Here is a 23,848-nt window from a genome sequence, read left to right on the forward strand (position 1 = left end):
TGTGCGCCATCCGTCCCCAAAGCTCGCGCACCTGGCCGGCCCCGCAGGGGGCCGGCCCTTTTCATACGGATGCCTTGTCCAGCGCCTCCAGCGTGGCGTCCCAGGCCAGCAGGATCGACGGATGGCGGTTGGGATAGGCGCGCGCGGGCGTCAGTGCCTCGAGGTCGGAAAAGGGCGCGTCGGGGGCGGGTGCATCCTGGGTCAGCATCGCGCGCAGCTGATCGCGCGCCTGCACGATGCCCGCCCGGTCCATGCCGATCACCGCCTGCCCCAGCACGGATGCCGAAGCCTGACCCAGGGCGCAGGCCCGCACCTCCTGCGCGAAATCGCTGATGCGGCCATCGGCCATCGACAGGTGCACTGTCACGGACGATCCGCATTGCGGCGACCGGCGCTGTACGCTGGCCTGCGCGTCGTCCAGCCGGCCCTGGTGGGGGATGGCGGTCGTCAGCGCGAGGATGCGTCGCGAGTAAAGCTGCATCAGATCGGTTTCGGCCATGCGTCATCCCTTGGGGTTTCATCAGCGCGGGTCGATGAGTAGATAGGGATGGCCATGCCGAAAGGAAACCCGATGTTCGACCCCCTCAGCCTGAAATATGACGCGGCCGGCCTGATCCCCGCCATCGCGCAGGACGCCGCCTCGGGCGAGGTGCTGATGATGGCCTGGATGAACGCCGACGCCGTGGCCCGGACGCTGGAGACGGGGCGTGTGACCTATTGGTCGCGGTCGCGGTCGTCGTTCTGGATCAAGGGCGAAAGCTCGGGCCACGTCCAGGCGCTGGTCGAGATGCGCGTCGATTGCGACCGCGACTGTCTGCTGGTGCTGGTCGATCAGACCGGGCCCGCCTGCCACACGAACCGGCGCAGCTGCTTTTACTCCGGCATCCGGGACGGGGCCGAGGTCGTGCTGACCGAACCGATGGTCTAAAGCCCGACCATGCGGCGGATGTCGTCGGGGGACGCGCCGTCCGCCCGGTACTGGCGGATCGCGCGGGCATCGTCGCGTTTCGCCAGCCGCCGCCCCGCCGTGTCACGGATCAGCCGGTGGTGCAGATAGGCCGGCGTCGGCAGGTCCAGCAGGTGCTGCAGCAGCACGTGGATATGGGTCGACGCGAACAGGTCCATCCCCCGCGTCACCAGCGTGATCCCCTGTGCCGCGTCGTCCATGACAACCGCCAGATGATAGGACGTGCCCATCCCCCGGCGCGACAGGACCACGTCGCCGATGCCCGCCAGGAACTGCTGACGGGTCAGGATGTGGCTTTGGCCCTGATCCGTGAACCCGATGCTGTCCAGCCCAAGCGCGTCGAAGGCGCGACCGGCGTCCAGCCGGATCACGTCGTCGGGGCCGGCATCGCGCAGGTCGCGGTGGCGGCAGGTGCCCGGATAGATCAGACCATCCGGTCCGGCGGGCAGGGTGCCCTCCTGCGGGGCGGACAGCGCCGCGCGGATATCGCCCCGGCGGCAGCGGCAGGGATAGGTCAATGGCGCCAGCCGCGCCAGCGCGTCGTGATAGGTGGGCATGCGGTCGGACTGGCGCATGACCGGCCGCGGCCAGTCCAGGCCCAGCCAAGCCAGGTCCTCGAAGATCGCGGCCTCGTATTCCGGGCGACAGCGGTCGCGGTCGATATCCTCGATCCGCAGGTGGAAATCCCCCTGCGCCGCCGCGGTCAGGGCCGAAAACGCATGGCCCAGGTGCAGCAGCCCCGTGGGCGACGGCGCGAACCGTGTTACTGGGCGGCCAGCCATGCGTTGAAATTGTCCTTGGCGCGCTGCGTGTAGGCGGGATAGCGGTCCTTGCGGCCGCGGCGACCCGACCGGCTGTCGGGCAGGGGCGGGAACAGGCCAAAGTTCACGTTCATCGGCTGAAAGGTCTTGGCCTCGGCCCCGCCGGTGATGTGGTTGACCAGCGCGCCCATCGCGGTGGTGAAGGGCGGCGGCGCCAGATCGCGCCCCAGGGCCTGGGCCGCGGCCATCCTGCCTGCCAGCAGCCCCATCGCGGCGCTTTCGACGTATCCCTCGACCCCGGTGACCTGCCCGGCAAAGCGCAGGTTCGGCGCCAGGCGCAGGCGCATGCGGTCGTCCAGCAGCGTCGGAGAATTCAGGAAGCTGTTGCGGTGGATGCCGCCAAGCCGGGCAAAGCCGGCATTCTGCAGGCCAGGGATCATCCGGAACACCTGGGTCTGCGCGCCGTATTTCATCTTGGTCTGAAAGCCCACGATATTGTACAGCGTACCCAGCGCGTTGTCGCGGCGCAGCTGGACCACGGCATAGGCCTTTTCCTGAGGCTTGTGGGCATTGGTCAGGCCCACGGGCTTCATCGGACCGTGGCGCAGGGTCTCGCGGCCGCGTTCGGCCATGACCTCGATGGGCAGGCAGCCATCGAAATAGCCCGCGGTCTCGCCCTCGTGGAACTCGGTCTTGTCGGCGGCCAGAAGCGCGTCGATGAAGGCCTCGTATTCGTCGCGGTTCATCGGGCAGTTGATATAGGCCTTCTGCTCGGCCTCCGTCTCGCCCTTGTCATAGCGCGACTGCTCCCAGGCGATCGACATGTCGATCGTGTCGGCATGCACGATGGGCGCAATGGCGTCGAAGAAGGCCAGCGCGTCCGTCCCCGTCACGCCGCGGATCGCCCCGGCCAGCGCGTCCGAGGTCAGCGGCCCCGTCGCCACGATCCAGTTGCCGGTGCCGGGCAGTTCGGTGATCTCTCCGGGAACGATGGTGATCAGCGGCTCCGCCTGCAGCGCGGCGGTGACGGCGGCCGAAAAGGCCTCGCGGTCCACGGCCAGCGCGCCGCCCGCGGGCAGGCGGTGGCGGCCCGCCATCTCCATGATCAGACCGCCGGCGGCCCGCATCTCCCAGTGCAGCTGGCCCACGGCATTCATCACATCGTCATCGGACCGGAAGCTGTTCGAACAGACCATCTCGGCGCAGTCGCCGGTCTTGTGGGCAAAGGTTTCGACCTGCGGGCGCATCTCGTGCAGCACGACGGGCACGCCCATCCGGGTGATCTGCCAGGCGGCTTCCGATCCGGCAAGGCCGGCACCGATGATGTGGACGGGTTCCATGCGTGTCTCCTTGACGGGTGGGCTAGCAAGGCCGTGGCGGAATGGAAAGGGGCGGCGCCGTCGGCACCGCCCCCAGGGTCATGCGACCGATCCGCGCGGGATCAGGCCTCGGCGGCTGCCTCGGCGGCGTCGCCGTCCTCTGCATCATCCTCGGCGCGCAGGGCCGACGGTGCGGCCAGGTTCGCGATGACGAAGTCGCGGTCGATCGTCGCCTTGGCGCCGTTCGGCAGCGTGACGTCGCTGATGTGGATGGTGTCGCCGATCTGGCGGCCTTCCAGGTCCACGGTCAGGTGATCGGGGATGTCACCCGCGGTCACGACCAGCTCGACCTCGGGACGCACGGTGACCAGGGTGCCGCCGCGCTTGAGGCCGGGGCACTTGTCCTCGTTGATGAACTCGACCGGAATGAACAGGTTCACCTTGGACGTGCGGCGCAGGCGCATGAAGTCGATGTGGATCGGCAGATCCTTGACGACGTCGCGCTGGACGCCGCGGCAGATGACGCGGACATCGTCCTGGCCCTCGACCTGCAGGTTCCACAGCGTGGACATGAAGCGGCCGGCGCGCAGCGTGGTCAGCAGCTTGTTGAAGTCGAACGCGATCGAGACGGGCTCTTTGCCGTCGCCATACACGATACCGGGCACCTTGCCTTCGCGGCGGGTCTGGCGGGCGGCCCCCTTGCCTGACCCCGCGCGTGCCTCGGCCACCAGATTCGGAATCTCTTTGGCCATTTTCTTAATCCTTAACCATGATTGAAGACGCCACCCTCCAAGGGTGCGTGGCGCCAAGCGGTGCCCTTAGCGCAGACCGGCCCGGATGTGAAGTCAGAAATGCCACGCCGCGCGACGCATGCGCGCAGGTGAATTGACTTGCCGGTCCCGCCGGCCCTATGGGCCGACAGGGCCTGCGCGCAAGGCGTGGGCGGGGCTTGGGGGCAGCGGTGGACAAGACGCAGGCGCGGCTGATGTCGGTGGACTATCTGCGGGTGGTGCTGGCCGCCTTCGTGGTCGTCGCGCATTCGGGCCTTGCCCGAGAGACGTTCCGGAGCTGGGGCGATGCGGGCCTGGTCGCGCTGGCCACGGGCAACAGCGTGCTGCGCGTCGCGGTGCCGGTCTTCACGCTGATCGCGGGGTATTTCCTGGCATCGGTGCTGCGGCGGGCGCGGCTGTCGGATTGGGTGGGGCATCTGCTGGTGCTCTATGCCGTCTGGTCCGTGGTCTATCTGCTGTTCCTGTCGCCCTATTACACGAACCGGCCCCTTGGGCTGACCGCGACCGAACTGACGCTCGGCTTCATGCACCTGTGGTTTCTGGAGGGGCTGGCGATCTCCGGCGTGATCCTGGGCGCGATGCGTCTGCTGGGATCGGGGGCCGTGGTCGCGTCGGCGGTCGTGCTGGGGCTGGTGGGGGTCGCGCTGCAATACGCGCGTATGACCGGCCTGTCCGAGATGCCCGTCGAACATTATCGCAACGGCCCCTTCTACCTCTATCCCTATCTGGTGATGGGCTGGTTGATGGCCGTGCATCCGCCGCGCCTGTCGACGGCCCTTCTGTGGGCGATGGTCGCGGGGGGGCTGGCCCTGACCATCGGCGAAAGCCTGTACTGGCTGCGCCGCATCGGAGAGGAGCCGCTGCTGGAGATCCCGGTCGGCCACCTGATCCTGTGTCCGGCGCTGCTGCTGCTGGTCATGCGGCTGCGGGTGCCCGACACGGCGCTGCCCTTGGGGCGGGCGGCGGCGGGGATCTATGTGCTGCACGTGATCGTGCTGCAGGGGCTGCCGAAATTGGGGGTGGACCACCCCGGCGTCACGGCGGTCCTGGGGATCGCCCTGCCGTTCCTGCTGGTCTGGGGCGTCAGCCTCGCGGGCCGACGCCACCGCTGGTTGTCGCGCCTGTTCTAGGCTGGCTGGCCGATCTGGTATTCGTCCAGGAAGTCGCGCGGGATCAGCAGATGCTTGGGCCCGATATTGTCCAGGTCGCGTTCGCCGCACAGCGCCATGCTGATGTCCAGCTCCTTGCGGATGATCTCCAGCGCGCGGGTCACGCCGGCCTCTCCCATCGCGCCCAGCCCGTGCAGCCAGGCCCGTCCGATCCAGGTGCCGTGCGCGCCAAGCGCCAGCGCCTTGAGCACGTCCTGACCCGACCGGATGCCGCTGTCCATGTGGACCTCGACCCGGTCGCCCACCGCCTTGACGATATGGGGCAGCATCCGGATCGACGACAGGGCACCGTCCAGCTGTCGCCCGCCATGGTTGCTGACGATGATCGCATCGGCGCCGAAATCGGCGGCCATGCGGGCGTCTTCGGGGTCCAAGATGCCCTTCAGGATCAGCTTGCCACCCCACATGTCGCGGATCCTGGCGATCTTGTCCCAGTCCAGGCGCTCGTCGAACTGCTCGGCCGTCCAGCTCATCAGGCTGGAGGTGTCGCCCACGCCCTTGGCATGACCCACGATGTTGCCGAAGAAGCGGCGCTTGGTCTTCAGCATGCCCATGCCCCACCGCCAGCGGGTGGACAGGTCAAGCATGGTGGGCAGGGTCATCTTGGGCGGTGCGGACAGGCCGTTCTTCAGGTCCTTGTGCCGTTGGCCAAGGATCTGCAGATCCAGCGTCAGGACCAGCGCGCTGCAGTTGGCGGCCTTGGCGCGTTCGATGATGGCGGCCACGAAATCCTGGTCCTTCATCACGTATAGCTGGAACATGAAGGGCGCGGTCGTGTGCGCGGCCACGTCCTCGATCGAACAGATCGACATGGTGGACAGACAGAACGGCACGCCGAACTTCTCGGCCGCGCGGGCGGCGTGGATCTCTCCGTCGGCATGCTGCATGCCTGTCATGCCGACCGGAGCCAGCGCCACCGGCATGGTCACTGCCTGACCCGCCATCTGCCGCGACAGGCAGCGGTCGGACATGTCCACGGCGACCTTCTGGCGCAGCTTCAGCCGCGCGAAATCAGTCGTGTTGTCGCGAAAGGTCTGTTCGGTATAGCTGCCCGATTCCGCATAATCGTAGAACATCTTGGGCGTGCGGGCGCGGTGCATCCGCTTGAGATCGTCGATGCAGGTGATGACGGGCATGGCATGGCCTTTCGCGAACTGGTCAAAACTTATTACCAGTTGCGCGGACCTCTGGCAATCACCCGCCCGCGCGTCCCCGCAGGCCCGGATCGACCACCGGGCCGCGCAGCGCATCGGCCCGCGCCTGCAGGGCGGCTGCACGGGCGGCGGTCGCATCCTCCAGCGGTGCGGGGTCGGTGCGGGCCGCGGTCGCATGGGCGGGCAGGGCGGGTTCGGCCAGCGCCTGTTCCGTCGGCAGCAGGCGGGGATAGTCCCCGTCGGCGGTGCAGGCGGCCAGCGTCAGCGCAAGGATCAGGGCGTGTCTCATGGCGGCGACGATACGCGGGCCGGGGGCGTCCGGCAACGCCTTCCCTCGGCCGTGGCCGCGCGCTAGACACGGGGCCATGGCCCGCACCACCGGTTCCCGCGCCGAAATCACCGGCCCCCTGATCCGCGACAAGGCCCGCCGCCTGTTCGCGCGGCAAGGCTATGCCGCCGTGTCGATGCGCCAGATCGCGGCCGCCGTGGGCGTGCAGGCCGGCGCGCTTTACGCCTATACGCCCGACAAGCAGGCGCTGCTGGCCGACCTGCTGGAAAGCCATATGCAGGAGCTGCTGGGCGCCTGGTCGGACGATCCGGCGGCCGATCCGCTGGGGCGGCTGGAACGCTTCGTGCGGTTCCACATCGATTTCAGCCTGGATCACAGCGACGCGGTGTTCCTGTCCTACATGGAGCTGCGCAACCTGACGCCCGACAATTTCGCCCGCATCGCGGCGCTGCGGGGCCGGTACGAGGCCGCGTTGGAGCAGATTCTCCGTGCCGGGGTCGCCTCCCGCTCCATGCGGATCGAGGATCCCAAGCTGACCACGCTGGCCCTGATCGCGATGTTGACCGGGGTGACGAACTGGTACCGCGAGGGCGGGCGCCTGGACAGGGGCCGCATCGCCCAGATCTATTGGGGGCTGGCCCGCGGCGCGGTGGGTGCCTGAAGGCGCTTGCTGCCCCCCGCGCCATGCCGGATAATCGCGCCCATGTCCCTGCCCCCCGGTTTCCTTGACGAGATTCGCAACCGCGTCCCGATCAGCCGGGTGATCGGCAAGAAGGTCACGTGGGATCTGCGCAAGTCGAACCAGGCGCGCGGCGATTGGTGGGCACCGTGCCCGTTCCACCAGGAAAAGTCCGCCAGCTTTCACTGCGACGACCAGAAGGGCTATTACTACTGCTTCGGCTGTCAGGCCAAGGGCGACGCCATCGGTTTCCTGCGCGACCATGACGGGATGGAGTTCATCGAGGCGGTCAAGCTCTTGGCCGCCGAGGCCGGGCTGACCATGCCCGAACCCGACCCCCGTGCCCGCGAAAAGACCGACAGGCGGACGCGGCTGCTGGAGGTGACCGAGGCCGCCTGCCGCTGGTTCCGCCTGCAGTTGCAGACCGGCGCCGCGGCGGATGCGCGCGATTACCTGGACCGCCGCGGCCTGGACGCGGCCGCACTGGACCGGTTCGAGATCGGCTTTGCCCCCGATCACCGCACCGCCCTGACCGCGGCCCTGCGCGACAAGGGCTTTGCCGAGGATCAGATCGTCGAGGCCGGCATGTCCGCCCGGCCCGAAGGCGGCGGCGCGGCCTATGACCGGTTCCGGGGGCGGATCATCTTTCCGATCCGCGACGGACAGGGCCGCTGCATCGGCTTCGGCGGCCGGGCGATGGACCCGAACGCGCGGGCGAAATATCTCAACAGCCCGGAAACGCCGCTTTTTGACAAGGGGCGCAACCTGTACAACCTTGGCCCTGCACGCAGCGCGGTCGCCAAGGGCCAGCGGCTGGTCGTGGCCGAAGGCTACATGGACGTGATCGCCTTGGCCCGCGCAGGGTTCGAGGGGGCGGTGGCCCCCCTGGGCACCGCCATCACCGAGGAGCAGCTGCGCCTGATGTGGCGCGTCTCGCCCGAACCGGTGATCGCGCTGGACGGCGATGCGGCGGGCCAGCGCGCGGCGCAGCGGCTGATCGACCTGGCGCTGCCGCTGACCGGACCCGGACAGGCACTGCGCTTTGTCATTTTGCCCGCGGGGCAGGATCCCGACGATCTGATCAAGGCATCCGGCCCGGGCGCGATGGGGGCGCTGCTGGATCAGGCACGGCCCATGCTGGACCTGCTCTGGGCGCGCGAGACGCAGGGGCAGGTCTTCGACAGCCCCGAACGCAAGGCGGCCCTGGATCGCCGCCTGGCCGAGGCTGTTGCCCGCATCCCCGATGAACGCACCCGCGCGCTGTACTCCGAGGATATCCGGCGCAAGCAGTGGGAGCTGTTCGGCGGTGGCGCCCGCAAGACCACCCCGCGGGGGGGCGCGGCCGGGCGTGGCCCGGCCCGGCGCCAAGGGGCCTCGATGGCCCCGCGGGCGCCGTCCCTGCCGGTGGGGATCAACGTCCCGGAGCAGGGAGAGGGGACGCTGGAGGGCGCTGCCTTGCTGATCTGTGCGTTGCGCCCTTCGGTCGTGGCGCATGTCGAGGCGCGTCTTGAACGCGTGCTGCCGCGCGACCCGGACCGCGCGGCGCTGCTTCATGATCTGCTGACCCACACCGACAGCCCGGCCGGGCGGCGCGGCCTTGAAACCCTGCGCCGCGACGCCCATCTGGGCCTGACGCCCGCAATCATCGAACGGAAGGACGACGACGGCGCCGTGACGATGCTGCTGGATCTTCTGGACCGCATCGAGGTCGCGCGCGCCACGACGCACGAACTGCCCCGCGCCGAATCCGAGATCCAGGGAGAGGCCGATGAGGGACTGACATGGCGCATCAGCCAGATCACCCGCGCCCGCCACCGGGCCGAGAACCCCGAGATGGAGACGTCGGGCGACATGAACGAGGATCGCGACGCCATGTCGGCGCAATTGTCGGATTGGCTGTCGGGCCAGATCTGGCGCAAGCCGCCCCGGCGGTGACCGCGATTCGCAACCCCCGGGGGTTGCGAATCATCAGCGCGCCCGGCCTTTGATTCGGCCGGGAAGCACGTTAGAACCGAAGCAACTTTGCGACGATTCGCACGCACATGCGAATCACCCGCCCACGATCTCGCCGAGAAGGAGCCCTGGATGGCCGCCAAGGACGATGACCACGACAAGACCGACAAGGACGACAATGCCCATACGCTGGACATGAGCCAGGCGGCGGTCAAGAAAATGATCGCCGAGGCACGCGAGCGTGGCTACATCACCTACGACCAGCTGAACGCCGTCCTGCCGCCCGAGCAGGTCAGCAGCGAGCAGATCGAGGACGTCATGTCAATGCTGTCCGAAATGGGCATCAACGTCATCGAGGACGACGACGCCGCCGAGGAGTCGGAGGGCGGGGCCATCGTCACCACCGGGTCCGGGTCGCGCGAACTGGCCGTGTCGGCCAGCGAGACCGAAAAGCTGGACCGCACCGACGACCCCGTCCGCATGTATCTGCGCGAGATGGGATCGGTCGAGTTGCTCTCCCGCGAGGGCGAGATCGCCATCGCCAAGCGGATCGAGGCGGGCCGCAACACCATGATCGCGGGCCTGTGCGAGAGCCCGCTGACGTTCAAGGCCATCACGCTGTGGCGCGAGGAGCTTCTGGACGAAGAGATCCTGCTGCGCGACGTCATCGACCTCGAGACCACCTTCGGCCAGTCCATGGACGACGAGGAGGCCGAGGAGGTCGAACTGACCGTCGAGGGCGAGGCCAGCCCTGCCGCGACCAAGCGCGAGGAGTTCGACGCCGACGGCAACCCGCTGCGCGTCGAGGATGACGAGGACGAGGACGAGGGCGCCAACCTGTCGCTAGCCGCGATGGAGGCAAGCCTCAAGCCCAAGGTCCTGGAGACGCTGGAAGCCATCGCCCATCACTACGAGGGGCTGGCCGACATGCAGGACCAGCGCATGTCCGCGACGCTGAACGAGGACAACAGCTTCTCGGCCAGTGCCGAGAGCGACTATCAGAACCTGCGGTCGGAAATCGTCGTCCTGGTGAACTCGCTGCACCTCAACAGCGGCCGGATCGAGGCGCTTGTCGATCAGCTTTACGGCATCAACCGCCGGATCGTCACCATCGACAGCGGCATGGTCAAGCTGGCCGACGCGGCCCGCATCAACCGCCGCGAGTTCATCGACGCCTATCGCGGCAGCGAACTGGACCCGAACTGGGTGGACCGCATGTCCGCGCAGGCCGGGCGCGGCTGGCAGGCGCTGTTCGACCGGTCGCGCGACCAGGTCGAGCGTCTGCGCGGCGACATGGCCGAGGTCGGCCAGTATGTCGGCGTGGATATCGAGGAGTTCCGCCGCATCGTGGCCCAGGTCCAGCGCGGCGAGAAGGAGGCCCGTCAGGCCAAGAAGGAGATGGTCGAGGCCAACCTGCGCCTGGTCATCTCGATCGCCAAGAAATACACGAACCGCGGCCTGCAGTTCCTGGACCTGATCCAGGAGGGCAACATCGGCCTGATGAAGGCCGTGGACAAGTTCGAATACCGCCGCGGCTACAAGTTTTCGACCTATGCGACCTGGTGGATCCGTCAGGCGATCACCCGGTCCATCGCGGATCAGGCGCGGACGATCCGCATCCCGGTCCACATGATCGAGACGATCAACAAGCTGGTCCGCACCGGCCGCCAGATGCTGCACGAGATCGGCCGCGAACCGACCCCCGAGGAACTTGCCGAGAAGCTGCAGATGCCGCTGGAGAAGGTCCGCAAGGTGATGAAGATCGCCAAGGAGCCGATCAGCCTGGAGACCCCGATCGGGGACGAGGAGGACAGCCAGCTTGGCGATTTCATCGAGGACAAGAACGCCGTCCTGCCGCTGGACAGCGCCATCCAGGAGAACCTCAAGGAGACCACGACCCGCGTCCTGGCAAGCCTGACGCCGCGCGAGGAACGGGTGCTGCGCATGCGCTTCGGCATCGGCATGAACACCGACCACACCCTGGAGGAGGTCGGCCAGCAGTTCAGCGTGACCCGCGAACGCATCCGCCAGATCGAGGCCAAGGCATTGCGCAAGTTGAAGCATCCGTCGCGGAGCAGAAAGCTGCGGTCCTTCCTTGACCAGTGATCTGGACGACCTGCAGGGCCTGGGCTTTGTCCTCTACCGCAGCACCGCGCGTGCTGGTCTGGACGGCTCGGCCATGCAGGACATCCTGCGCACCGCGCGCCATCGCAACCAGTCGCTTGGCCTGACCGGATGCCTGCACCACGAGGACGGCCTGTTCTTCCAGTGGCTGGAGGGACCGGCCGACGGCCTGCGGAAGGTGGTGGCGTCGCTGATGGACGACGACCGTCATTGCGATTTCGAGATTCTGGACCAGGGCGCTTTGGATCACCGGCGCTTTCAGGATTGGCGGATGCGTTTCTCGGACCGGGACAGGGCATCGCTGATGGACTGGTTCGCACGGTCCGACAGTTCGACCGTGCATCGCGGGGATTATGCGGGCGGCGTGGTCGCCTTCATGATGGGCCTCGATCTCTGACAGCGCCTTGCGCTTGCGGCACAAACTGTGAACACTGCCCCGAAACGACGGGGTGATGACAGGATGCAGTTCGACGATGCCGGGGCGTGGCTTTCCGACATGACGGTGATCGGGCCGGCCTTGGCGGTCGCGCTGGCGCTGCTGCTGTGGTGGCGCGGGCAGGTGGCACTGTCGCGGATGCGTGGGCGCGCGACACTGGCCGAGGATCGACTGCACGAGGCGAACCTGGACCGCACCCGCGCGCAGACCCGGGCCGAGGCGCAGGATGCCCGCCTTGCCGATCTGACCGAGGAGCGGGACGGTCTGACCGACGCGCTGCATCACGCCCGCCGGCAGGCGGCGCAGCTGGAGACAAGTCTGGCCGAAACACGCCTGCGCGCCGAGAAAGACGCCGAGGCCAGCGCGCGCGAGGTTGCCACCCTGCGGGAACTGCGCGCCGAGATGACCCAGCAGTTCAAGCTGCTGTCGGCAGAGACGCTGCGCGCGCAGCAGGACGATCTGCAGCGGTTGCAGAACGACCAGCTGGCGGCCCTGCTGACCCCGTTCCGCGATCAGGTCGGCCGGTTCCAGACAGAGCTGCAGGCCCGAAACAAGGTGCTGGACGAGGAATCGGCCCGCCTGCGCGAACAGATCCTGTCCCTGCACAACCGCAGCGAACAGATCAGCCGCGAGGCCGTCAACCTGACCCGCGCCCTGAAGGGCGACAAGCAGCAGCAGGGTGCCTGGGGCGAGATGGTTCTGGAACGCATCCTGGAGGATTCGGGGCTGATGGCCGGGACGCATTACGACCTGCAGTCCAGCTGGCGCGACGATGACGGCAAGCTGTGGCGTCCCGACGTGGTGGTCAAGATGCCGCGCGGCAAGGTCATGGTCATCGACAGCAAGGTGTCGCTGAACGATTACGAGGCTTCGGTGACGCTGGACGATCCGGCGGCCTCTGCCGCGGCGCTGCGCCGTCACGTGGCCGCCATCCGCACGCACATCGCCACGCTGTCGGGCAAGGGCTATCAGCGGATGGACGACAACTCCGTCGATTACGTGCTGATGTTCATCCCGATCGAGGGGGCGTTCTCGGACGCGCTGCGGGCCGATCCCGCATTGGCGGCATTCGCGATGGAACGCCGCGTGGGACTGACGACGCCCACGACGCTGATGCTGACGCTGCGCACGGTCGATCACATCTGGGCGGTCGAGCGGCGCGAAAGCAACGCGCTGGAGATCGCGCGCCGAGCGGGGCAACTGTATGACAAGGTCGCGGGCTTCGTCGAGGCGATGGACGACGTCGGCCGCGCGCTGGACCAGGCCAACCGTGCCCACGGTCAGGCGATGGATAGGCTGACGCGCGGGTCCGGCAATGTCATCCGTCAGGTCGAGATGCTGCGGTCCCTGGGCGCGCGTGCCAGCAAGCAGATCGACCTTGACCATGACCGCGACGATGCCCTGCTGGGCCCGGAGGCCGCCGAATGATGCATGTCCTGACCGTCGCCACGCAGGGGCCCGCCTGTCACGACATCACTGCGGAACTGGCCGATTGGCTGCGTTCCGGCGGCGCGGTCCGGGGGGTTCTGACCCTGATCGTGCAGCATACGTCCGCGTCTCTGTTGATCCAGGAGAATGCCGACCCCGAGGTGCAGGCTGACCTACTGGCATGGCTGGACCGTCTGGCCCCGCCCGCCGACGATCCGTCCATGGGCTGGATCACGCACCGCTATGAGGGGCCTGACGACATGCCCGCGCATCTGAAGGCGGCCGTTTTGCCAACGACCCTGCAGATCCCGGTCGACCGGGGTCGGATGATAATGGGCCGCTGGCAGGGCATCTATCTGGTGGAACACCGCCGGGCCCCACATCGGCGTCAGGTCGTGGCGATGTTCGCGCCTCAGGCCTGAGGTATCAGATACACCTCGCGGATCGCGGCGCGGTCCGGGGCGGTGATCATGTGTATGACGGCGGCGGCGACATCGTCCGGCTGCAGCTTGTCCGGGGCGCCGTCGTCAAAGAATGCGGTGTCGACCATCCCCGGTGCCACGACGCAGCAGCGCCCGCCCCATTCGCGCATCTCTTCGGCCAAGTTGCCGGCATAGCCATGCACGAACCACTTGGTCGCGCCATAGATCGAGCCCTTGATGTGCTGGCGTCCCGCCGCGGACCCGGTCAGTACCAGCGTTCCCCGCGTCTTGCGCAGATGCGGCAGCAGGGCGCGCGCCGTCAGGACCACGCCCATGACGTTCAGGTCGATCATCCCGCGAATGTCGTCCAAATCGCCCGCCTCGGTCCCCGGCTTGGAAAGGCCGCGCCCCGCATTGGCATAGGCCGCGTCGATGCCGCCGAAATGGTCGGCGACCTGGGCCGCGGCGGCGGTCAGCGCGTCGATGTCGGTGGCATCGCCGCTGACGACCATCGCCCGGTCGCCCAGTTCCTTCGCCAAGGCGGACAGCTTGTCCGCGGACCGGGCGAACAGCGCGACGTTCCAGCCGGCGGCAACGGCGGCGCGCGCGGTCGCCGCACCGATGCCGGAGGAGGCGCCGGTGATGAACAGGGTCTGGGTCATGGATGCCTCAATCGGTTGAATCCCGCAGGAAATTACGGGCGGCAACGCGGCATTCGGGCCACAGGTTCCAGGGGGCCTATCTTGTGGGCTGTGGATAAAGCTACCCAATCCCTGCCAAGGTGCCTATAGTGACGGTGGATCGCCTTGGCACAGGGACAACGGAATGCGCTGCCCGTTTTGCGGAAATGTCGATACCCAGGTCAAGGACTCGCGCCCGGCCGAGGATAACGTGGCGATCCGCCGTCGTCGCTTCTGCCCGTCCTGCAGCGGGCGTTTCACAACCTATGAACGCGTCCAGCTGCGCGATCTTGTCGTGGTCAAGACGAATGGCCGCCGCGAGGATTTCGACCGCGACAAGATGGCCCGGTCGATCCGCATCGCCATGCAGAAGCGACCGGTCGAGCCGGAACGCATCGAACAGATGATCAGCGGCATCGTCCGCAGGCTTGAAAGCACCGGAGAGACCGACATCCCGTCCAAGACCATCGGCGAGATCGTGATGGAGGCTTTGTCGCGCATCGACAATGTGGGCTATGTCCGGTTCGCCAGCGTCTACAAGAACTTTCAGGATGCGGACGACTTCGACAAGTTCGTGTCCGAGCTGCGCCCCGGCGCCGCCAACGATTGACCCCCGATCCGACAGAAGACGCCCGGCACATGGCCCATGCCCTGCGCCTGGCGCGGCGCGGCCTGGGCAACGTCTGGCCGAACCCCGCGGTGGGCTGCGTGCTGTTGCGCGACGGTCGCGTCGTCGGACGCGGCTGGACCCAGCCCGGCGGCAGGCCGCATGCCGAACGCATGGCACTGGACCAGGCGGGACCGCTGGCGGCGGGAGCGACCGCCTATGTCACGCTGGAGCCCTGCGCCCATCACGGCCGCACACCGCCTTGCGCCGCGGGGCTGGTCGGCGCGGGTGTTGCGCGGGTGGTGACGGCGCTGACCGACCCGGACCCGCGCGTGGCCGGGCGGGGTCACCAGATGCTGCGCGATGCTGGCATTCCGCTGATCGAAGGCGTGCTGGCGGATCAGGCCGCGGACCTGCAGGCGGGGTTCCTGCTGCGCATCACCGCGGGCCGCCCCTTCGTGACGCTGAAGCTGGCCAGCAGCCTGGACGGGCGCATCGCCATGGCCAGCGGGGAAAGCCGGTGGATCACCGGGCCCGCCGCCCGCGCACATGTCCATGCCCTGCGCGCGCAGCATGACGCGATCATGGTCGGCGGAGCGACGGCACGCACCGACCTGCCGCATCTGAACGTGCGCGGCATCCGCACGCCGCAGCAGCCGGTCCGCATTGTCGTATCGGCACAGGCCTTGCCACCATTGCCGCCGCAGGACGCCGATCACGGGCCGCTGTGGCGGGTCGACGGGCCCCCGGCAAAGGTCTTGGCCGATCTGGGGGCGCGCGGCATCACGCGGGTCTTTTGCGAAGGGGGCGGGCGGCTGGCTGCAAGCCTGCTGGCCGCGGGGCTGGTCGATCAGCTGGTCGGCTATACCGCCGGCCTGGCGCTTGGGGCAGAGGCGCGGCCGTTCTTGGGTCCGACCGGCTGGACGCATCTGGCCCAGGCACCGCGGTTTCGCCTGGCCGAGACGCGCGCCATTGGCGGCGATCTGTTCCATCGCTGGACCCGTGCCTGACTAGCGGCGCCAGATCCAGGCATGTCCGGCCAGCGCGCCCTGCGCCTTGGCCAGCAGCCGCAGGGCCGGTGGCGGATGCGCCTGTCCTTCCGCCAGCCGTTCCAGCGCCAGTTCGACCGGGCAGGGCAGGCCCGTCACCGGATCGCGATAGCGGGGATAGGCGATCAGGCACGCATGGACCAGCGCCGCCAGATCGGGGCGCGCCTGACGCCGGGCGGGCAAGGGACCTAGATCGCGCGTCAGCCCCCAGCCCGCATAGAAGGGCGCACCCAGCACCGTCACGGGCTTGCCTCGCAGCAGCGCCTCGAACCCCAGTGTCGAGGTGATTGTCCAAACCTCGTCCACGGCCTCGATCAGCGTGACAGGATCGGCGTGGGTGGCGACGTGATCGGCCAAGGCCGCCACCGATGCGGCATCGATCGCGCCGGGGCGTAACCCCGCCTCGACATCGGGATGCGGCTTGTAGATCAGGCAGGCATCCGGATTGTCCGCCCGCACCCGCGCCAACAGCGCCAGGTTGGTCCGTTCGGCGCCCGCGCCCTTCAGGATCGAGGCGTCATCTTCGACCTGTCCGGGCACCAGGATGCAGCGGCGCCCGTCGCGTGGGGGCAGGTCAATGGTCCCGCCCAGATTGTACTTGGTCAGCCGCGCGGCGATCAGCGCGGCGATCAGCCGTTCCGCCCTGTCCCGTCCGCAGGGCGGCGGGCCGCGAGAGATCAGCGCCTCCAGCCGCGAGGGCGCGGTTGGGTCGAAATAGATCCCCAGATCGTCGGCCACCACCGACAGGGGCGGGGTCAGCGCGGCACCAAGGCCGTTCGATCGCAGAAAGCCGTCCTCGACCCGGATCGCCTGCTGCACCTGAGGCGCAGCCCCAGCCCAAGCCAGGGTCACCTGCGGTCCGGGTTCAGCCGCAAAACACAGCGGGCGGGCATCGCCGAATTCACGGGCCAGAAAGCGGCGCTTCCACAGACGCATGCCATAGGCCGTGTGTCCGTGCCGATCCTGGCGAAAGGCGCGGGTCTCGGCCTCGATCTGATCCACCGCGCCTTCGAAATCGGTCAGACGGTCGCGGCAGGGGTCGTACCATGTGGGCCCGGTCAGGTGACTGGCGGCGAACAATGCCTCGCGCGTGGCGCGGCCGCGCCGGGCGGGCGGGGTTTCATCATCGCTGAGGCCCCAGCCTGCATAGAACGGCTGACCGAACAGGCGCGGTCGGTGCCCGGCCAGCAAGGCCTCGTATCCCAGTTGAGAGCTGACGGCATAGACCGCATGGGCCCTCTCGACCAGTCGCCACGGGGATACCGGTGCGTCGCACAGCGTGTCGCCGGGACGCAGGTCCTCGGCTGTCAGATGGCCGGGTCGCAGCCCCGCCGCGGTTTCGGGATGAGTGCGGATCACGATGCGGCAGCCGGGATGTTCCTCACGGGCGGCCTGCAGCATCGTCAGGAACAATCCGCGGTCCGCGCCCCGCAAGGATGCGTCGCCCCGCGTCTGATCGATGACCAAGACATAGCCGGGCGGCGGCAGCGGCGCGTCGGGATCATGAAGATTGTATTTCGACAGATCCGCCGCGCGCAGCCGGGCCAGCAGGCGAACCGCGCGGTCGCGCGTGGCGGGTGCCAGCGGTTGTCCGATGAGGTGTTCCAGGCGGGAGGGCCGGTCAGGATCGAAATGCAGCCCCTGGGGGTCGATGATCAGTCCGACCGGACCGCGAGCCGCCAGTGTCCCCCGCGCCCGGCCGGGCAGAACCGATCGCAGCAAGGCGTCCTCGACCGTGATCAGCGGGCAGCCGTGGCGTCGCGCAATGGCCCGACCGCGCCATGCCGTCGGGCTATCGCCCCAGATGCCCACCGCATCGCCAGGCCGGGGCAGGGCCAGGACCGGACGGTGGCCGGCCAGCGTCAGGATGCGTGCGATCCGGGGGCGGGTCAGGAAACCAAGGTTGAAAACGCAAAGCCGCCGGGTTTCCCCGGCGGCTGAACGATCGTCTTGCGGCGTCGGTAGCAGATCAGTTGCCGATGCTGGACAGGCTGTCTGCGGTGGCGGCGCTGCCGGTGACGGCGGACAGGGTCTTCTGCCACTGGACGTAGGGCGCCTCGGTTACATAGACGGTGTCGCCGTCGCGGATGACGAAGTCGCGGGCCAGGAACAGGCCGTTGGGGCGCGTCAGGTCCAGGACATAGGCGAAGCGCTGCGTGCCGACGACCGGCTTGCCCAGAACGCGCGAGGCGACCGATTCCGGCTCGTCGCGCAGGACGAAGACGCCGGTGGGGTCGGCCAAGGCGCTGGTCAGACCGCCGACCATGGCGATGGCCTCGGCCGCATTGATCACCTCATTGCCCAGGGGCACGCGGGTCTGGCCGCCCAGGGCGCCGAGGGCGGTGAAGGTCCGCTGGTCTTCCTCGACCACGATCAGGTCACCCGGACGCAGGGCGATGTCGTTGGTGGGGCTGCTGTAGAGGTCCGTCAGCCAGACGCGGCCGCTGTCGTTGCCGCGCTTGACGGTCACGACGGCGACCTCGGGCTCGATGGCCACGCCGCCCGCACGGGCCAGCATGGCCGACAGCGACCGGGTCGGACGCTCGATCGGATAGACGCCCTGAGCGCCGACGCGGCCCACTACGGACACGGTCGCACCGTTGCCTGCGACGCGCTGGACGGTCACCTGCGGGTCGGGGGTCTGCGCGCTGAGTGCGTCGGTGATGACCTGGCGCAGCTGGTCGGGCGTATTGCCCGCGGCGCGGACCCGGCCGGCATAGGGCACGAAGATGAAGCCGTCGCTGTCCACCTGGATTTCGGTCAGGGTGGTTGAGCTGGCGCCGAGCGAGGTCAGCAGACCGTCATCGACGTTCTCCCAGATCGACAGGCCAAGCGTGTCGCCGGCCCGGATCTCGTCCGCGCCGACCTGTCCGGCATTGCGGAAGCTGTTCGAGAACCCGTAGGCGGGTGCGAAGGCGGAGGCACGGGTGACGTGGTCGTTGACGTAGATCACCTGCGTGTTGCCGCCGCGTTCGACCGCGCCGTTGAAGATCTCGTTCTTGTTGGGGCCGGAACGGGGCAGCGCGCAAGCGGCCAAAAGGCTCATTGACGCGATCATCAGCATCCGCAGGGTGGTCGACGACCGGGATAAAACTGTCACCTCTGATACTCCATGTTGTCTGGTTCCGGCCTTGTATGCCGGTTTGCATCCACTGTAACCCTGTCCGCAAAGACAGGCTATATCATCTTGAGCAATGTCGGCGGGGCGTTGCCTTTCAGCCATGGCGGTCCGCCAGTTGCTGCCGCGGCAGGATTCGGCCGGTCGCCAGCGCCTGGTAGGGGTCGTCCGGCGACAGCAGCATGTCGGCCACCAGGCGCAGCGCGTGGGCGCGCGACCGACTGGCATAGAAGCCGCCGGGGATCTGGCTGGTCTGCAGCAGATAGTCGCGAAAGACGCGGTAGGCCTGCGGATCCGGGGCGTCAGGATCGGCCAGGAACTCCTCCAGCGTCTGCTCGGACACCAACCCCGGCTTGTCATAGACGGCGCGGCCCAGGGTCTTGACCGGAATCCCGCGCCACAGGGCCTGCTGGCCAGCGGTGGAATTGACGGTGACCACGGCGCGGGCATGGGACAGGATCTCGGCCAGCTTGCCGCCGCGGACGTAATGCACGCGGTCCGACACCCCATGTTCGGCAGCCGCCGCGTGGATGGCGGCGCGGTTCCCCGCGCGACCGTCCTCCAGCGGGTGGGCCTTGAAGATCAGGTGGTGGTGTCGGGGGGCGGCGCGGGCGAACCCCTCGATCACGGTGCGGACGAACTGGGCGTTGCGGGTGAAGGGCGAATGTCCCAGGAAGTTGGAATCGTGTTCCAGCTGCATCAGGACCAGGTTGTAGGGCCAGCCCGACAGGCGCAGGCGCCGCCATTGCAGCGCGCGGCCCAGGTTGTAGGCCGGGGCCAGCACCAGCCGCCGCAGGTTGAGGCGGAATTCCTGCACGACGCCGATCGCACGATGCCCCGAATAGGCGCGGTACCGGCCATTCGCGACCAGGATCAGGAAATGATAGAAGGCACCGTAGAACTTGTGATGGCGCATATCGCCCCAATGGGCGGGCGGGCGGCGCACCTCGTTGATCTGCTCGCGCAGGGCGGCACGCATCTGGGCCAGCGGAATGCGCATCAGAACCGAGTTGCCGTTCGATCCCTGACGTTCATAGCTGACCCAGTAGGGACGCAGATAGCCTTCCTCGAACACGTGGACGCGCAGGTCGCGGGCTGCGGCCAGGCGGCGGGCGGTGGCGTGGATCGGGCGGACATCGCCGTAGAGGACGATGTCGGTCACGCCCTTGGCGTCCAGGATCGCCGCCAGATGGTCGGGCCAGTCGTCGACGCTGCCCTGATGGCGGATGAAGCTTGTCGGGTCGGACCAGAAGAACTCGTCCCCCGCGTTGAAGCCGCAGCGCCAGACCACCGCCCCCGCCGCGCGCAGCAGCCGTCCAAGGCGGTCGAAGAACGGACCGTGGGGCCCCTGCAGCATCAGGAAGACCGGATCACCCTGCGCGGACACGCGGCCCGTCGGCGCGTGCGAGGTCTGGGGCAGGGGGGTGACGCCGGTCTGAATCATGGTCGACTTGAAAAGGAGGGGCGGCCGCAATGCCTGGGGCCATGCGTCAGACATGCCATGTCATGCACCACCGATCCATCATTTTGTGCATCAAGCTTTAGCGGCCCGGCGCGGGGGCGGGGGCTTGGTGCTTGAACGGACAGGGCCGATGGCCTAGTTCGGACCAGGATCATTAGGGAAGGGCTGCGATGTTCACGGGGATCATCACGGATATCGGCATCGTCTGCGCGGTCGAGATGCGCGGCGACATGCGCGCGCGCATTGGCTGTGCCTATGACATGGCCGGCGTGGATCTGGGCGCCTCGATCGCCTGCGACGGCGTCTGCCTGACGGTCGTGGCCAAGGGCCCGGACTGGTTCGACGTCGACATCTCGGCCGAGACGCTGTCCAAGACCAGCATCGGCGCCGAGGGTTGGTCCGTGGGTCAGCGCCTGAACCTGGAACGCGCGCTGCGCGTCGGCGACGAGCTGGGCGGCCATATCGTCAGCGGCCATGTCGATGGCGTGGCCCAGATCACCGCCGCCGCGAAGGACGGCGACAGCCTGCGCCTGACCTTCGAGGCGCCCGCCGACCTGGCACGCTTCATCGCACAGAAGGGTTCGGTCACGCTGAACGGTACCTCGCTGACCGTGAACGAGGTCTTTGGCAACAGCTTCGGCATCAACCTGATCCCGCATACCCAGCAGGTGACCACCTGGGGCGATGCGGCGGTGGGCGATGTCGTAAACCTGGAAATCGACACGCTGGCCCGCTATGTCGCGCGGCTGGCCGAAGCCGGACAACCGATCGGCGCGTGACGCCTGCGTGAAGGACGAACAGATGCAATTCGAAGAACCCGGACCCGTCGAACGCGACCTGTCGGCCGCCATCTCTCCGATCGAGGACATCATCAACGAAGCCCGCAACGGCCGGATGTTCATCTTGGTCGACCACGAGGACCGCGAGAACGAGGGCGATCTGTGCATTCCCGCCCAGATGGCCACGCCGGATGCCATCAACTTCATGGCGACGCATGGGCGCGGGCTGATCTGCCTGACGCTGACCGCCGACCGGATCGAGACCCTGGGCCTGACGCTGATGAGCCCTAAGAACTCCAGCCGGCACGAGACCGCCTTCACCATGTCCATCGAGGCGCGCGAAGGCGTCACCACCGGCATCAGCGCCGCCGACCGCGCACGCACGATCAGCGTGGCGATCGACCCGACCAAGGGCGCGCCTGATATCGCTACGCCGGGCCACATCTTTCCGCTGCGCGCCCGCGACGGGGGCGTGCTGGTCCGCGCGGGCCACACCGAGGCCGCGGTCGACATTTCCCGCTTGGCCGGGCTGAACGCGTCGGGCGTGATCTGCGAGATCATGAATGACGACGGCAGCATGGCACGCCTGCCCGATCTGGTGGATTTCGCGCAGCGCCACGGGCTGAAGATCGGCACGATCAGCGACCTGATCCGCTATCGCCGCCGCCACGACAACCTGATCGCCGAGCGGTCGCAGAAGGCGGTTCATTCCGCCCATGGCGGCGACTGGATGATGCGGGTCTTTGCGGACGAGACGCAGGGAAGCGAGCATATCGTCCTGACCAAGGGCGATCTGACGACCCCCGAGCCGGTGCTGGTGCGGATGCACGCGCTGGACCCGCTGCACGACGTGCTGGGCGTCGGGCGCGAAAGCGCGGGCAGCCTGCCCGCGGCGATGCAGGCCATCGCCGACGAGGGGCGGGGCGTCGTCGTGCTGATCCGCGACCTGTCCCATGCGATCGCCGATCCGGGCGATGTCGGGCCGCATACCTTGCGTCAATACGGCCTGGGCGCGCAGATCCTGTCGGCCCTTGGCCTGTCGGACCTGATCCTGCTGACCAATTCGGCGCCGGTGAAGGTGGTTGGGCTTGACGCCTACGGCCTTTCCATCCATTCCACCCGGCCTATCCCCAAGGACTAGGTACATGGCCTCGAACACGCAACATCACGAACTGGCGCTGCCGCGTCTGGATGCTCCGGTGCGCCTGCTGGCGGTCGTGGCACCCTATTACAAGGACATCACCGACGGCCTGCTGTCGGGGGTCCGCGCCACGGCGGATGCCGCGGGCGCCAGCCTTGACGTGATCGAGGTGCCCGGCGCGCTGGAGATCCCCACCGCCGTGGGCCTTGCCGCCCGCAGCGGTCAGTATGACGGCTTCGTGGCCCTGGGCTGCGTCATCCGCGGAGAGACCACGCATTACGACACCGTCTGCAACGACAGCTCCCGCGCGCTGACGCTGCTGGGGCTGCAGGGCGTCTGCCTTGGCAACGGCATCCTGACGGTCGAGACGATGGCCCAGGCCCAGGTCCGCGCGGACCCGGCGGGTCAGAACAAGGGCGGGGGCGCCGCGGCGGCCGCGCTGCATCTGGTGGCACTTGCGCGCCGTTGGGCGGCGACACCGCAAAAGGCTGCGGCCCATGACGTGATCCGCTTGGCGGGCGAACTTGAAGGGCAGGGCAAGGCATGACTGACCACGACCAGGACAAGCGGCCCGACCGGCGCGCCCTCAGCAGCGCGGCGCGGATGTATGCCGTGCAGGCGCTGTTCCAGATGGAGGCCGCGGGTCAGTCCGCAGACCGTGTCACGCGCGAATTCCAGAACTTCCGCATCGATTTCGACGACCGCGACGGCCCGACCGATCAGGCCGACGAGGCGCTGTTCACCCGCATCGTCGACGATGTGGTCATGTGGCAGTCCAAGATCGACCAGGCCACCGACCGCGGGTTGGTGGCGAAATGGCCCATCGACCGGATCGATCCGGTGTTGCGCGCCGTATTCCGCGCCGCTGGCGCCGAACTGGTGGCTGAACGTGCACCCGCCAAGGTGGTCATCACCGAATACGTCCGGCTGACGCAGGCCTTCTTTCCGGACGGCCGCGAGGCGCGCTTCGTGAATGCTGTGCTGGACCACATGGCACGTGACTTCAAACCTGATTCCCTTGGCTGACGGACAGTCCCGTCATGACGATGCGGCCCGGATCCCTGATCCGGGCCGTTTTCATTGGACGACCGGGTTCATTCGCTTGACAGACGCTTTGCACGTCGTGTCATTCTGACAGCGGGATCGTGGCATCTGTGCAACATTTATGATGCCTGAACGCCGTCAATATCTTGCCCAATATTAAGGCACTCACGCTGATGTTTCAGTCGTTTGTTTTTGCGGCCTTGAGTGACAGCATGGAACAAAACCCATAAAAACGTCGCGTTCCAAGTACGTTCGTCAAGTCGCGAAAAAGTTGCATCACCAAACATTACACGTCGTTTTCGGCAAGGTTTCGCCGTTTTCTGTCAAGACCCAAGCATGCTCACGATTGCGCGACTTGCAGAAGAAATGCGGTGGGCTTTGAACCGAAAGGGGGGGGCGCTAATTGATGTCCCAGCAGAGATGCTCTGGTGCCCGGAACGGGGCCGGGACAATCCTACTCAGCTCGTGAGGACGAC

The 23,848-nt window shown here is 67.7% G+C and carries 24 protein-coding genes; 14 read left to right on the forward strand and 10 right to left on the reverse strand.

What is annotated here, in order from left to right:
• Nucleotides 1–61 precede the first annotated feature (61 nt).
• Complete coding sequence (locus SY26_RS09535) at nucleotides 62–499, reverse strand: iron-sulfur cluster assembly scaffold protein (protein WP_046000235.1); 438 nt, start codon at nucleotides 497–499, stop codon at nucleotides 62–64.
• A gap of 72 nt (nucleotides 500–571) precedes the next feature.
• Here SY26_RS09535 and hisI point away from each other — a divergent pair, with 72 nt between their 5' ends.
• Nucleotides 572–928 carry a phosphoribosyl-AMP cyclohydrolase gene (gene hisI, locus SY26_RS09540; RefSeq protein ID WP_139599142.1) on the forward strand — a complete coding sequence of 119 codons (357 nt, stop codon included), beginning with the start codon at nucleotides 572–574 and terminating at the stop codon, nucleotides 926–928.
• On the opposite strand, the gene gluQRS is transcribed toward hisI, so the two are convergent.
• The 3 genes from gluQRS to SY26_RS09555 form a co-directional block, all read right to left on the reverse strand.
• Nucleotides 925–1,749, reverse strand: coding sequence for a tRNA glutamyl-Q(34) synthetase GluQRS (gene gluQRS / locus SY26_RS09545; protein WP_046000236.1), 825 nt, complete (start codon nucleotides 1,747–1,749; stop codon nucleotides 925–927). The two genes, hisI and gluQRS, sit on opposite strands and share 4 nt — an antisense overlap.
• On the reverse strand, nucleotides 1,731–3,068 hold the full coding sequence (trmFO, locus tag SY26_RS09550; RefSeq protein WP_046000237.1) for a methylenetetrahydrofolate--tRNA-(uracil(54)-C(5))-methyltransferase (FADH(2)-oxidizing) TrmFO: 1,338 nt from the start codon (nucleotides 3,066–3,068) through the stop codon (nucleotides 1,731–1,733). Before trmFO ends, gluQRS begins: the two co-directional genes overlap by 19 nt.
• Nucleotides 3,069–3,169: 101 nt before the next feature.
• On the reverse strand, nucleotides 3,170–3,799 hold the full coding sequence (locus SY26_RS09555) for a 50S ribosomal protein L25/general stress protein Ctc (RefSeq protein ID WP_045982043.1): 630 nt from the start codon (nucleotides 3,797–3,799) through the stop codon (nucleotides 3,170–3,172).
• 209 nt (nucleotides 3,800–4,008) lie between these two features.
• On the opposite strand from SY26_RS09555, the gene SY26_RS09560 reads away from it, so the two are divergent.
• Nucleotides 4,009–4,968 (forward strand): acyltransferase family protein, encoded by a 960-nt coding sequence (locus SY26_RS09560; protein ID WP_046000238.1) that lies wholly within the window; start codon nucleotides 4,009–4,011, stop codon nucleotides 4,966–4,968.
• On the opposite strand, the gene SY26_RS09565 is transcribed toward SY26_RS09560, so the two are convergent.
• The gene (locus SY26_RS09565) at nucleotides 4,965–6,143 is read right to left on the reverse strand and encodes an alpha-hydroxy acid oxidase (protein WP_046000239.1); all 1,179 of its coding nucleotides are present in this window, start codon (nucleotides 6,141–6,143) and stop codon (nucleotides 4,965–4,967) included. The genes SY26_RS09560 and SY26_RS09565 overlap by 4 nt on opposite strands.
• 58 nt (nucleotides 6,144–6,201) lie before the next feature.
• On the reverse strand, nucleotides 6,202–6,450 hold the full coding sequence (locus tag SY26_RS09570) for a hypothetical protein (RefSeq protein WP_052714686.1): 249 nt from the start codon (nucleotides 6,448–6,450) through the stop codon (nucleotides 6,202–6,204).
• 76 nt (nucleotides 6,451–6,526) lie between these two features.
• Here SY26_RS09570 and SY26_RS09575 point away from each other — a divergent pair, with 76 nt between their 5' ends.
• The 6 genes from SY26_RS09575 to SY26_RS09600 all read left to right on the forward strand — a co-directional run bounded on the left by SY26_RS09575 (nucleotide 6,527) and on the right by SY26_RS09600 (nucleotide 13,492).
• Nucleotides 6,527–7,111, forward strand: a complete 585-nt coding sequence (locus SY26_RS09575) for a TetR/AcrR family transcriptional regulator (protein ID WP_046000240.1) — start codon at nucleotides 6,527–6,529, stop codon at nucleotides 7,109–7,111.
• A 42-nt stretch (nucleotides 7,112–7,153) separates the two neighbouring features.
• A complete protein-coding gene (dnaG, locus tag SY26_RS09580; RefSeq protein ID WP_046000241.1) occupies nucleotides 7,154–9,064 on the forward strand; it encodes a DNA primase in 1,911 nt (636 codons plus the stop codon).
• Nucleotides 9,065–9,214: 150 nt separating this feature from the next.
• A complete protein-coding gene (rpoD, locus tag SY26_RS09585) occupies nucleotides 9,215–11,188 on the forward strand; it encodes an RNA polymerase sigma factor RpoD (RefSeq protein ID WP_046000242.1) in 1,974 nt (657 codons plus the stop codon).
• Nucleotides 11,178–11,603: a BLUF domain-containing protein gene (locus SY26_RS09590; RefSeq protein WP_052715208.1), complete on the forward strand. Its 426-nt coding sequence runs from the start codon at nucleotides 11,178–11,180 to the stop codon at nucleotides 11,601–11,603. The genes rpoD and SY26_RS09590 overlap by 11 nt, the downstream gene beginning before the upstream one ends.
• Nucleotides 11,604–11,666: 63 nt before the next feature.
• Complete coding sequence (gene rmuC / locus SY26_RS09595; protein WP_046000243.1) at nucleotides 11,667–13,070, forward strand: DNA recombination protein RmuC; 1,404 nt, start codon at nucleotides 11,667–11,669, stop codon at nucleotides 13,068–13,070.
• Entirely contained in the window at nucleotides 13,067–13,492 is a 426-nt protein-coding gene (locus tag SY26_RS09600; RefSeq protein ID WP_046000244.1) for a secondary thiamine-phosphate synthase enzyme YjbQ, read from the forward strand. The genes rmuC and SY26_RS09600 overlap by 4 nt, the downstream gene beginning before the upstream one ends.
• Here the strand turns inward: SY26_RS09600 and SY26_RS09605 are convergent.
• Entirely contained in the window at nucleotides 13,483–14,154 is a 672-nt protein-coding gene (locus SY26_RS09605) for an SDR family oxidoreductase (protein WP_046000245.1), read from the reverse strand. The genes SY26_RS09600 and SY26_RS09605 overlap by 10 nt on opposite strands.
• Before the next feature lie 163 nt (nucleotides 14,155–14,317).
• On the opposite strand from SY26_RS09605, the gene nrdR reads away from it, so the two are divergent.
• Both nrdR and ribD read left to right on the forward strand, forming a co-directional pair.
• Nucleotides 14,318–14,782 carry a transcriptional regulator NrdR gene (gene nrdR, locus SY26_RS09610; RefSeq protein ID WP_045982052.1) on the forward strand — a complete coding sequence of 155 codons (465 nt, stop codon included), beginning with the start codon at nucleotides 14,318–14,320 and terminating at the stop codon, nucleotides 14,780–14,782.
• Nucleotides 14,779–15,789 (forward strand): bifunctional diaminohydroxyphosphoribosylaminopyrimidine deaminase/5-amino-6-(5-phosphoribosylamino)uracil reductase RibD, encoded by a 1,011-nt coding sequence (gene ribD / locus SY26_RS09615; protein ID WP_255352865.1) that lies wholly within the window; start codon nucleotides 14,779–14,781, stop codon nucleotides 15,787–15,789. The genes nrdR and ribD overlap by 4 nt, the downstream gene beginning before the upstream one ends.
• Here ribD and SY26_RS09620 read toward each other — a convergent pair whose 3' ends face one another.
• The 3 genes from SY26_RS09620 to SY26_RS09630 all read right to left on the reverse strand — a co-directional run bounded on the left by SY26_RS09620 (nucleotide 15,790) and on the right by SY26_RS09630 (nucleotide 20,390).
• Entirely contained in the window at nucleotides 15,790–17,796 is a 2,007-nt protein-coding gene (locus SY26_RS09620) for a capsular polysaccharide biosynthesis protein (RefSeq protein ID WP_046000247.1), read from the reverse strand.
• Nucleotide 17,797: 1 nt separating this feature from the next.
• On the reverse strand, nucleotides 17,798–18,886 hold the full coding sequence (locus tag SY26_RS09625; protein WP_369799423.1) for a polysaccharide biosynthesis/export family protein: 1,089 nt from the start codon (nucleotides 18,884–18,886) through the stop codon (nucleotides 17,798–17,800).
• 157 nt (nucleotides 18,887–19,043) lie between these two features.
• Entirely contained in the window at nucleotides 19,044–20,390 is a 1,347-nt protein-coding gene (locus tag SY26_RS09630) for a capsule biosynthesis protein (RefSeq protein WP_084693792.1), read from the reverse strand.
• A 188-nt stretch (nucleotides 20,391–20,578) separates the two neighbouring features.
• Here SY26_RS09630 and SY26_RS09635 point away from each other — a divergent pair, with 188 nt between their 5' ends.
• From SY26_RS09635 to nusB, 4 genes are read left to right on the forward strand one after another with little or no spacing between them, the layout of a single operon-like run.
• Nucleotides 20,579–21,187, forward strand: coding sequence for a riboflavin synthase (locus SY26_RS09635; protein ID WP_046000248.1), 609 nt, complete (start codon nucleotides 20,579–20,581; stop codon nucleotides 21,185–21,187).
• 22 nt (nucleotides 21,188–21,209) lie between these two features.
• Nucleotides 21,210–22,328 carry a 3,4-dihydroxy-2-butanone-4-phosphate synthase gene (gene ribB / locus SY26_RS09640; protein WP_045982067.1) on the forward strand — a complete coding sequence of 373 codons (1,119 nt, stop codon included), beginning with the start codon at nucleotides 21,210–21,212 and terminating at the stop codon, nucleotides 22,326–22,328.
• Nucleotides 22,329–22,332: 4 nt separating this feature from the next.
• Nucleotides 22,333–22,875 (forward strand): 6,7-dimethyl-8-ribityllumazine synthase, encoded by a 543-nt coding sequence (locus SY26_RS09645; RefSeq protein ID WP_046000249.1) that lies wholly within the window; start codon nucleotides 22,333–22,335, stop codon nucleotides 22,873–22,875.
• On the forward strand, nucleotides 22,872–23,354 hold the full coding sequence (nusB, locus tag SY26_RS09650) for a transcription antitermination factor NusB (protein WP_045982058.1): 483 nt from the start codon (nucleotides 22,872–22,874) through the stop codon (nucleotides 23,352–23,354). Before SY26_RS09645 ends, nusB begins: the two co-directional genes overlap by 4 nt.
• Nucleotides 23,355–23,848: the final 494 nt, after the last annotated feature.

Origin of the sequence: Paracoccus sp. 228 (genome assembly GCF_000967825.1) — a bacterium.
GTDB classification, from domain to species: Bacteria; Pseudomonadota; Alphaproteobacteria; order Rhodobacterales; family Rhodobacteraceae; genus Paracoccus; species Paracoccus marcusii.

Excerpts from the sequence above, each read along its gene's own strand:
- SY26_RS09535 (WP_046000235.1), bottom strand. The coding sequence starts at position 499 with ATGGCCGAAACCGATCTGATGCAGCTTTACTCGCGACGCATCCTCGCG.
- hisI (WP_139599142.1), top strand. The coding sequence starts at position 572 with ATGTTCGACCCCCTCAGCCTGAAATATGACGCGGCCGGCCTGATCCCC.
- gluQRS (WP_046000236.1), bottom strand. The coding sequence starts at position 1,749 with ATGGCTGGCCGCCCAGTAACACGGTTCGCGCCGTCGCCCACGGGGCTG.
- trmFO (WP_046000237.1), bottom strand. The coding sequence starts at position 3,068 with ATGGAACCCGTCCACATCATCGGTGCCGGCCTTGCCGGATCGGAAGCC.
- SY26_RS09555 (WP_045982043.1), bottom strand. The coding sequence starts at position 3,799 with ATGGCCAAAGAGATTCCGAATCTGGTGGCCGAGGCACGCGCGGGGTCA.
- SY26_RS09565 (WP_046000239.1), bottom strand. The coding sequence starts at position 6,143 with ATGCCCGTCATCACCTGCATCGACGATCTCAAGCGGATGCACCGCGCC.
- SY26_RS09570 (WP_052714686.1), bottom strand. The coding sequence starts at position 6,450 with ATGAGACACGCCCTGATCCTTGCGCTGACGCTGGCCGCCTGCACCGCC.
- SY26_RS09575 (WP_046000240.1), top strand. The coding sequence starts at position 6,527 with ATGGCCCGCACCACCGGTTCCCGCGCCGAAATCACCGGCCCCCTGATC.
- dnaG (WP_046000241.1), top strand. The coding sequence starts at position 7,154 with ATGTCCCTGCCCCCCGGTTTCCTTGACGAGATTCGCAACCGCGTCCCG.
- rpoD (WP_046000242.1), top strand. The coding sequence starts at position 9,215 with ATGGCCGCCAAGGACGATGACCACGACAAGACCGACAAGGACGACAAT.
- rmuC (WP_046000243.1), top strand. The coding sequence starts at position 11,667 with ATGCAGTTCGACGATGCCGGGGCGTGGCTTTCCGACATGACGGTGATC.
- SY26_RS09600 (WP_046000244.1), top strand. The coding sequence starts at position 13,067 with ATGATGCATGTCCTGACCGTCGCCACGCAGGGGCCCGCCTGTCACGAC.
- SY26_RS09605 (WP_046000245.1), bottom strand. The coding sequence starts at position 14,154 with ATGACCCAGACCCTGTTCATCACCGGCGCCTCCTCCGGCATCGGTGCG.
- nrdR (WP_045982052.1), top strand. The coding sequence starts at position 14,318 with ATGCGCTGCCCGTTTTGCGGAAATGTCGATACCCAGGTCAAGGACTCG.
- SY26_RS09625 (WP_369799423.1), bottom strand. The coding sequence starts at position 18,886 with ATGATCGCGTCAATGAGCCTTTTGGCCGCTTGCGCGCTGCCCCGTTCC.
- SY26_RS09630 (WP_084693792.1), bottom strand. The coding sequence starts at position 20,390 with ATGATTCAGACCGGCGTCACCCCCCTGCCCCAGACCTCGCACGCGCCG.
- SY26_RS09635 (WP_046000248.1), top strand. The coding sequence starts at position 20,579 with ATGTTCACGGGGATCATCACGGATATCGGCATCGTCTGCGCGGTCGAG.
- ribB (WP_045982067.1), top strand. The coding sequence starts at position 21,210 with ATGCAATTCGAAGAACCCGGACCCGTCGAACGCGACCTGTCGGCCGCC.
- SY26_RS09645 (WP_046000249.1), top strand. The coding sequence starts at position 22,333 with ATGGCCTCGAACACGCAACATCACGAACTGGCGCTGCCGCGTCTGGAT.
- nusB (WP_045982058.1), top strand. The coding sequence starts at position 22,872 with ATGACTGACCACGACCAGGACAAGCGGCCCGACCGGCGCGCCCTCAGC.